Below are 8,253 nucleotides of genomic sequence, written 5' to 3'. Positions count from 1 at the left end.
GTTTGCATCGCTAATATATTCAACAAAGCATTAATCGCATCGATATGCTCTTGAACCCGAATCTGAACAGAGATGTCTTTGATCTCATTAGAATCTTGTCCAAAGTTGAAGGCTTGGTAAGCTTCGTCATTTGCGTCAAAATAGCGGACCAAATTTCCGGTCTGCGGATCGACCACGGTCCGAATGGCAGAAGCCGGGACCATAATCCGCTTTTTCCCAAGTCGAAATTCTCGTTCGAAACTATCAAACGCAATGTCAAGGGCTCGAAGCGTATCCAAAGCATTCGCATAGATTGCGATACCAAGGGGGCTTTGGGTATCGAAGTTATTCGCTAAATTTGGCTTGATATACACAAACAGCGGACGTTTCAGGTTTTGAATCCGCGTTTCCTCTTGAAGTTCCGGATAAAGGGTACTAAGCGGAACCTTAATTCCGATCTGTCCTTGAATGCTCGATTGATATAGCTCATTCGTGATAACGTATTCCGGCCCGTCCCAGGTGTGCCATTCCAAAAGTGTGTAATATTTATCTCCTTTGCGGACTTCATTTAGGAATACAGCTTCGAGAACCTCATCCGCTGTGCTTGAAAGTGGGACAAAACAGTCCGCCGTTACGTAACCGATGCGGATTCCATTTTCGTCAGCAAAAACCTTCATGGCCAATCCGCCAAGCGCGAATCCGTACTCGAGATATCGTTGAAACTGTTTATAGAATCGGTTGCGTTTAAAAACGTCCTGGACATTTTGACTGAGTGTCTCGTCCGAAATATTAATCATGCATTTTTCATTGAAGACGAGCGCGGCCATTTCTTGAGCCACATGTTTCGGCATGTTCATCGTTCTCATTCGGCGGGTTTTCTTGCCTTCAACCGTATGCACTTCTACATCATGCCAGTCAGAATAATAGCCCTGATAGAGAGCACGCCATAAATCAACGCGCTGATAATGCTCATCAGAAATAGATATATCTTTGATTTGCCCGATGCTTTGCAATCCTTTAATGAGACCCATCCGATACATCACCGCCTTTAACTTCGCGATAATCGTCTTGAACATGCCGCTCACCGCCTTAAATTACATAGCGCTTATAAAAATAATTAACGCCATAGCGAAATTCGTCCATGGCGTGGTTATAATCATCAATCGGTTTCCCTTTTTCATCCCGGGCATACATCCCAATCTCTTTGATGAAATTGTAATGGTCATATTTGTCGGTTTCGATCAGGAAAAACTGTTCATTCGTAATGAGATTTTGGCAACGCTCAATTCCGACCTCAATCCCTTTTTTCGTCCCTTGAATGTCGTGGGCATTGTTGTCCGCTGGCCTCGTGTAGATACCAATCAGATGCAATTCTTCTCGCAGGGATTTACAAGCCGGATCCACAAATACTTCCGTATATCTCATCTGGAATTTATCAACGCACCATTGGATGAATTCTTTGATTTCCCTTGCATATACGCTCATCGCCTTGATTTGCCCCGTATCCCGCCCGGAATGATAATAGTGAGCCACACGGTTCAGAAAGTATCGGTATCGACCATCTGCCTTTTTCCGTGTGACGATATTGCAACTGCAAGAAGTCGGGTCATTTTGCCCACCGTCTGCTGTGAAAAACATTTCTATAGGCTCGCCTTGCAATGCTGGCTTTATGTTTTTATCCATATCAAACATGGAATAAATGACACCTTCGGGCAAAACCCGTTTTCCGTACCAGTCCCGATCCAGTAAGTATTTGTTCTTTTTGAGCGTTTCATAGATTTCCTGTTTCCGTTTTTCGGTGATGATCGGATTGTCCTGGATGGTCCAATGCTGCCAATAAGTGTCCTGAACATCAAATACTTTTTCAATGACCGGATGATTTGGAGACGGAGGGTTCAGATCCGCATAATGATAACGATTTATAGCCGCGAACGTTCGCCGGAAAGCCTCCTGGATAAAATCCATATGCAAAAGATTTATTTCACAAAATACCACGCTACCCAGTGACATCCCGGTGATCGCCCCGACACTATTCGCCTTTCCCGCACCCTTGTAATATACTTTTTTAATTCCACGGGGCGTATGGATTTCCAAATGGTCGCCTAGGTCGTCGTGTTTTAATTTGCAATAGCCGTTAAATATGTGCATTAAACCCGTTCCATCGCCGTCAATAAAGAGGCGAAAGGCTTGTTCTTGGTTATAGGCTGCGATCAAATGGTTTTCATCCCGGGAATTGATCAAATACCGGGCATAACGAAAATGGCCGGCGGTCGTCTTGCCGGATCTCGGCGTGCCCTCATTGACTTCAAGCGTGTGCTGGAATGGCATCCGGATAAATTTCTTTTGTTTTGGCGAGAATTCGACGAGCTTACTCATCGTCTTCGCCTGCTTTCATGGCATCAATAAGAGCCTCCATAAGGGACGTATCCTTTTTGTCGCCTTTAAGCAGTTTGGTTTTTTCCTCGATGAGTTCGGTTTCTTTCTTCACCTTTTCTATACCGGTCTTGATTTGTTCCAACTTCGCCCTATGTTCATCGTCCTCATGAGCCAATTCGTTGAATTGCTTGATCAGAGATCTTAATTCCGACATCGCCCGGGATTGGGCATTTAAAAAAGTAGCCTGGCGATCCCAGGCGAATTGAAATTCGTATTCTATTTCATGACTTTTCTCGCTATCAGTCAGTCTATTCTTTTCTTTCTTAAGTTCTTTAATCATTTCATCCTTGCTCTCAACAAACATGATTTGCTGTGCTCGAATGATAGCAGCGTATTGGATCATGATTTGATCCCAAATGAGATCAGCCGGGCTCTTCTCCTCTAACATCCCCATGATTTCAAGGGTTTCCTTTGGGATGTATTTAGAAAAGAATCCGTGCTTTTTGGCGTTTTGATTATTTTTAGGCGGGCCATGGCCTTTAGCATTCTGATTGCCCGGTTGGCCGCCTCTCTTTTTTGTGTGCACACTCTTATTTTTTGTATGCACACTATTGCGAGACCATTTATAACGGGTTTTCCATGATTTTACAGTATTAAGGGTGACGCCATACTTTTCTGCGATGTCTTTATATTTCATTCCAGCCAAATAATCTTGGTAAGCCTGTTCTTTTGTATCAACCACTACATCACCACCCACCTCCAACGGTCATTCGTTTGTTTTGTTATCTATAAATTATTGTCCTTGAGTACTTGATAAAGAACGGAAGAAACGCGGTCAATCATTTCTTCTTCTTGCTCTTCATATCCCGCTTCTCGAAAGCAAGCATGGAGCAACTCATGTATGAATGTTTGTTCTTTTCTTGTTTGACACAAGCTACTATCTAATTCGATAATGCCTTTGTGATAATTTATTTGTCCCAAAGTACTGAATCTCTCAAGGATTCCTTCAACTTCTCTGATTTCATAATCAATACCCGCAACCTTGACTTTTTTAGGAATCATAAAAATCACCCCAAAAGAAAAAGCACCGCATGGGTGCCTTGTTTTTCACCATCCTTACCTATCTTTCTCTCATAGTAACTAGCAAATAAGAAAATACATTATTAATCATATCAGGAATTTCATTAACTTTAGCGATTGTTTCATTTCTTTCGTCCTTAATTTTATAAGATAATCCGTCGGTTAATACGATAATTTTCCCAACTTGCCGTTTATTTTCTCTAGTTAACTTTGTAAAATGTAATGCATTTTCATTAACGGTAAATTCAATTATTGAATCCGGAAATACTACTATGTTTTCTTCTTTGTCAAAATCCGCTTTTCCTTTACCGACTTCTGAAAGTGCAGAATTAATATCATTTACTAAGTTGCTAATCCAATTATTAACGATTTCCATATTGTAATAATGTTTGGTTAATTTACAAATATATGCTGTTATCCAATCTTTTTCCATAATTATCCTACCCCCTTTCCCATCATCTATTCGACAGAAAAAGGGGAAATCCTTCAAAAAAATCACAAAAGCGCTCGCACGATCCGTAGCGGGCGCTTGATCTATGTATTGAGGAGCAGTCCCGCGTTCGCGTGGCTCTGCTCCGTTTCAAATATATGAGCACCGGAAGGTGCAAACCCATGGGTTGGATACTCTTTCAAGAGATGCTAACCTGGAATCCATCTGTTTTCAGACCAATTCCTTCGACCATCTACATCAGAGTATCCAAGCACAGTCAGGTGCGGCCCGTGATCCCTGCCGCACCGCTCCTACCTCCGATTTTAGCCACATTGTTTTTCACGGAACAACTTTCCAGACATCCCTGACATTCCTGCCATCTCTGCCATTTGGTCAACAATGCTGTCTCTAATACGGAAAATATGTCTCTCTGAAAGTCCCATATGCCGGCTGATAGCGATCATTGACATACCATCAAGCATGCATTCTAATACAGCCTTCTCTCGCTCGTTTGTAATAGCTTTCGAATACTCCTGAATGAATAGGACTTTTTGCTCCAATCTCTCAACCCATTTTGTTTTCTTTTCTCGACGTAAATATTCCCGATAAACCGGATCACTTGGCGCTCCTTTTGGTTTTGGGAGCGATCCTTCGACCCCATATTGAGCCGTCAATCCATCCCCGGCTTCCTCAAGCATTTTTCTCTGTCTTTGTATTTCATTGATCATCCATTTATAATCACGGAGCGTATCAGCGATCTGCTTCTTGTTCATTCACCATCGCCTCCACGGTCCATCCATGATATCGAACGCAGCGAAAGAAAGCGCACATCCCACCCTTTGACAACCATACACATCCGTCGCAATGCCCTTTCCTGACTTTCACTTTCAAATTCATCAGCTCCTCAAAAGAAAAAGGACACCAATCCCGCATCTGCGGTGATCGGTGCCCCGGTTGTTCCGGTAGCATTTTATCTAATTTTGATTATCCAATCCTGGTAATACAAAACACTGTGTAATCCTTATGAATAGGCGATTTTTCTATGATGTATTTATCAACATCAACACTAATATGAATATGATGCGGCTTAGCTAGCGATTTATTCCAAACATAAACAGTCATACCATTTCTTAATGCTTCTATGCTTTCAAAAGATGTATAAAAATGCAATTGCAATTCTATCCATCCCTCACTTTTTCGTATAACTCACTTCATAATGCACCGGCTTCCCGGCCTGCCATGTGATTGTTTGCTTACCATATCCATCTCCCGGAACATCGAGCTTTTCGAGCTTCCCGTCCCGGACCATGTATACGGCATTCTCAAGAAGATTGATTTTCGCCTTCAATTCCGCCATGTTGCTCACCGCCGTGTTTGTTTTTCTTGTTCCTTCTTGGCCGGTTCAACGTATTCCTCCCGGATGACTTGCCGTTGCCATTCGTAGCTGCCGGGTTTAATTTCTTTCTCTTTCATCGAGATTCACCTCCCAATGGTTTGACCTTCAATTCAATCCGTGGTTGTTCGCTATACCACTTCCTAACAGCCATACCGACTATCTGCTTGTCATCCCTCCATATGACACCGGTTAGCGAGTCCCATACGCTCTTTACAACGTTATCCAGATCGGGCTTGGTGATCGGCCGTAATTCTCCGTTCAGAGCCTTTTCTTTCTTGTATTTTGGCAAACTCTTTGGAATGGATCGGTAAACGTCCATCTCGACCTCAATCTCACCTTCCAACGGCTTTTCTGGCTTATATTGGGTGGCAACAAGCCGAATATAATTCTTGAATTCCCTTGATTTTTTCGGATCGTATGCCTTAACATATCCGCCTATTGTCGTGAATCTTGGCCGGCCTTGTGCGACCGGCTCGCCATATATCGTAAATTCAATCATTTTTCGACCTCATCCGTTCTATTTCTCTTTCAAGTTCAGTCAACGACAATTCGTACAAACTCCGTCCATCCCGCGACTCCGTGACGCCGGCCGCCAACAGTCGGTCGATGAGCTGTTGCCGGCGGATTGCGACGCTCTGATATAGAATGGCCATCTTCAATACCCACTCTCCTGCCGCTCATGATTGACGGCGTTCTTTTCGAAATACGCCTTCTCAACCTCTTCCCAAGTGAAGCCGAGCATTTCGCCGAGCCCGAGAAAGTATGCAAAAACCAAATCGTACATTTCTCCATTTACATCCTCATGACGGCGGTAATACAATGAATTAACCCAATCGTTTACGACAATGAATTGATCAATAATATCCTCACAATATAGTGGTTTCGGTTCCTCATCTTCATACACTTCATTCATGTTAATTTCGTTGCCAATCGACAAGATGAAATGTAGGCAATCGACGTATTCTTCCAAAAGCGGGTTAGATTCTATCCATCGTGCTTCTCTTGTTTTATCAAAATGTTCTATATCTGGTTCTAAATGTCGTGTTCTCGGCTCCTGGTCGTTCGACCAAAACTTGAAACCTCTCCATTCATTGACCAACTCCCCGAGCTCAACCAACAGGGCCAAGATTTTCTTTGCCAGTCTATCTTCGCCGGTCCGCCGCGGATGCTCGCGCTCGATGTGCTCGTCCAGTTCCCGCTGCGCTTCAAACATTTTTGATAGATCCATTTGTATCACTCCCTTTTTTTCACACAATTTTTTCGGCCGCTTCGTTGACCTTCCTTACCCATTCATTCAATCCCTCTTGCCCAATGCCTACTGTTGCGATACAAGCCATGCGAATCGGGCAACGACCGCAATTATCTTTGTAGTTTCGTTTACATATCGCGATTGCTTTTTCATTTATCTGCAATTTCATTTTCCCACCGTTCATCCAACCGCCCCGACCGATACGCTACAACCGCCACAACGGCGTTCATCGCTACAATGGCAAGCACCATGGCGATGCCTTCCCAAACGTTCACGGTCTCACCTCCGCAAAACTTCAACGTCTAGCCTTCGCCGGCCAAATTCAAGTGCTTCTTGCAATGTTGGGATGAACAAATCCAATCTTTTACCATGAATGGCACCGCCCCGATCATCGCACCGGCGCCGGCCGACATCTTCGATATTCAACCACGTTCCGAGCTCCAATTCCGGCGGACAGGCTACCGTGACGCCTCGGACGGGCGGCTTCCCATTCGCTGCAATCCCGGAACAGCCGAGACAATCGGCTGTGTATGCCGTGACTTCATACTTGCGGACGAACGGCTTCGGATCCGGTTCATGTTTTGGTGGTGTCGGGACGGTGTGGCCGCCATGGAATATGATCAACGAGAATATGAGACTCAAGTCGCCACCTCCATGGGCATCGCCATTTTTCGTTTTTCTACTAGAGTCAAAATCGCATATCCAGCAATATCGCGGAGAGTATCCTCGATCGACTCGTCATCCACCCGACGCTCTTTGTCGATGAGCGTCCGGAAGCGTTTGAGCTTGTCCGTGAGCCTGATCGCCGAGGAAATGTCGCCGAATTCGCGATACAGCTCGCCGAAGCTGTCGCCGTAGTCGTGGTTTTTACGTTCGAGAATGTCGGCGATCTCGTTTGCGATTTGTCGGAAAAGGCTTGGGTTGTCGGGTTGATCGGTAGTGGTGGCGATGTCAAGCGCGGCTTTTTCAACATGCGACGGGTCAATGACTTCATCCGCGGTGTCGTTGGTTTCGATGGCGCCTGCATTGCTATGTTCGTTTTCTTTTTCCACCGGCTGCACGTCTACCTTTTTCCCGCCTCGAAATTTTCCGATCAAACCCCATTGTTTTTTCAACATATAGAGCTTGTTGTAATCAATTCCTAACGCTTTTCTCACTTCGGCATCCGATTTTCCCTGCTCTTTTAGAGCCAAGTATTCCTCTTTCGTCACGCCTGCCCATCCCCTTTCTTGACGGAGCTTTTGAAGCTCCTCGTCGCTCAATTTGTATGTGACCACTTGGCTATTTACCTGACTTTTCTGATCTGCATATCCGAAATTTAGATCAGTCGCAAGTGGCATTATGGACACCTCTTAGAACGGCAAATCGTCGTCCGAAATATCGATAGGATCACCGCTAGCAAACGGGTCGCCACCATCGGCAAACGGGTCATCATTAATCGGCGATTCATTTGGCGCCTGTTCGCTCGTCCTTGCTCCCTTTGGTTCCAAGAATTGGACCGATTCGGCCACCACTTCCGTGACGTAAACCCGCCGGCCATTCTTCTCATAACTGCGTGTTTGCAAACGTCCGTCCACGCCGGCAAGGCGGCCCTTTTTCAGATATTCCGCCACGTTCTCGCCGAGCTTCCGCCAAGCGATGACCTGAATGAAGTCTGCCTCGCGTTCCCCTTCTTGGTTTGTAAATGGGCGGTTGACGGCGAGCGTGAAATTCGCCACCGCCACTCCGCTCGGCGTATATCGA

At 45.0% G+C, this 8,253-nt stretch carries 14 protein-coding genes; all 14 read right to left on the bottom strand.

Annotation, left to right across the window (positions count from 1 at the left end):
* On the bottom strand, positions 1-1,055 hold a 1,055-nt coding region (locus CCB157_RS15545; RefSeq protein WP_077616762.1), incomplete at its 3' end, for a phage portal protein.
* A gap of 13 nt (positions 1,056-1,068) precedes the next feature.
* On the bottom strand, positions 1,069-2,355 hold the full coding sequence (locus tag CCB157_RS15540; RefSeq protein ID WP_077616761.1) for a PBSX family phage terminase large subunit: 1,287 nt from the start codon (positions 2,353-2,355) through the stop codon (positions 1,069-1,071).
* Entirely contained in the window at positions 2,348-3,097 is a 750-nt protein-coding gene (terS, locus tag CCB157_RS15535; RefSeq protein WP_077616760.1) for a phage terminase small subunit, read from the bottom strand. The genes CCB157_RS15540 and terS overlap by 8 nt, the downstream gene beginning before the upstream one ends.
* Positions 3,098-3,141: 44 nt before the next feature.
* Positions 3,142-3,417 (bottom strand): ImmA/IrrE family metallo-endopeptidase, encoded by a 276-nt coding sequence (locus tag CCB157_RS15530; protein WP_077616759.1) that lies wholly within the window; start codon positions 3,415-3,417, stop codon positions 3,142-3,144.
* Between the two features lie 58 nt (positions 3,418-3,475).
* On the bottom strand, positions 3,476-3,868 hold the full coding sequence (locus tag CCB157_RS15525; RefSeq protein WP_077616758.1) for a hypothetical protein: 393 nt from the start codon (positions 3,866-3,868) through the stop codon (positions 3,476-3,478).
* A gap of 320 nt (positions 3,869-4,188) precedes the next feature.
* Positions 4,189-4,638 (bottom strand): LuxR C-terminal-related transcriptional regulator, encoded by a 450-nt coding sequence (locus CCB157_RS15520; RefSeq protein WP_077616757.1) that lies wholly within the window; start codon positions 4,636-4,638, stop codon positions 4,189-4,191.
* 416 nt (positions 4,639-5,054) lie between these two features.
* Positions 5,055-5,222 (bottom strand): DUF3954 domain-containing protein, encoded by a 168-nt coding sequence (locus CCB157_RS15515; RefSeq protein ID WP_077616756.1) that lies wholly within the window; start codon positions 5,220-5,222, stop codon positions 5,055-5,057.
* A 112-nt stretch (positions 5,223-5,334) separates the two neighbouring features.
* Complete coding sequence (locus tag CCB157_RS15510; RefSeq protein ID WP_077616755.1) at positions 5,335-5,760, bottom strand: RusA family crossover junction endodeoxyribonuclease; 426 nt, start codon at positions 5,758-5,760, stop codon at positions 5,335-5,337.
* Positions 5,753-5,914 carry a Fur-regulated basic protein FbpA gene (locus tag CCB157_RS15505; RefSeq protein WP_143287096.1) on the bottom strand — a complete coding sequence of 54 codons (162 nt, stop codon included), beginning with the start codon at positions 5,912-5,914 and terminating at the stop codon, positions 5,753-5,755. Before CCB157_RS15505 ends, CCB157_RS15510 begins: the two co-directional genes overlap by 8 nt.
* 2 nt (positions 5,915-5,916) lie before the next feature.
* Positions 5,917-6,489 (bottom strand): dUTP diphosphatase, encoded by a 573-nt coding sequence (locus tag CCB157_RS15500; protein WP_077616753.1) that lies wholly within the window; start codon positions 6,487-6,489, stop codon positions 5,917-5,919.
* Positions 6,490-6,659: 170 nt separating this feature from the next.
* A complete protein-coding gene (locus tag CCB157_RS18265) occupies positions 6,660-6,785 on the bottom strand; it encodes a hypothetical protein (RefSeq protein WP_274519643.1) in 126 nt (41 codons plus the stop codon).
* Between the two features lie 4 nt (positions 6,786-6,789).
* A complete protein-coding gene (locus CCB157_RS18260; protein ID WP_274519644.1) occupies positions 6,790-6,936 on the bottom strand; it encodes a 3D domain-containing protein in 147 nt (48 codons plus the stop codon).
* A 212-nt stretch (positions 6,937-7,148) separates the two neighbouring features.
* Positions 7,149-7,787 (bottom strand): DUF1599 domain-containing protein, encoded by a 639-nt coding sequence (locus CCB157_RS15490; RefSeq protein ID WP_202970047.1) that lies wholly within the window; start codon positions 7,785-7,787, stop codon positions 7,149-7,151.
* Between the two features lie 75 nt (positions 7,788-7,862).
* Positions 7,863-8,228 carry a single-stranded DNA-binding protein gene (gene ssb, locus CCB157_RS15485; RefSeq protein WP_439951334.1) on the bottom strand — a complete coding sequence of 122 codons (366 nt, stop codon included), beginning with the start codon at positions 8,226-8,228 and terminating at the stop codon, positions 7,863-7,865.
* Between the last annotated feature and the right edge of the window lie 25 nt (positions 8,229-8,253).

Source organism: Caenibacillus caldisaponilyticus (assembly GCF_002003465.1).
GTDB classification, from domain to species: Bacteria; Bacillota; Bacilli; order Bacillales; family Sporolactobacillaceae; genus Caenibacillus; species Caenibacillus caldisaponilyticus.
The sequence above is the reverse complement of the archived record's forward strand: the minus strand, read 5'-3'. Positions and strand labels throughout refer to the sequence as shown.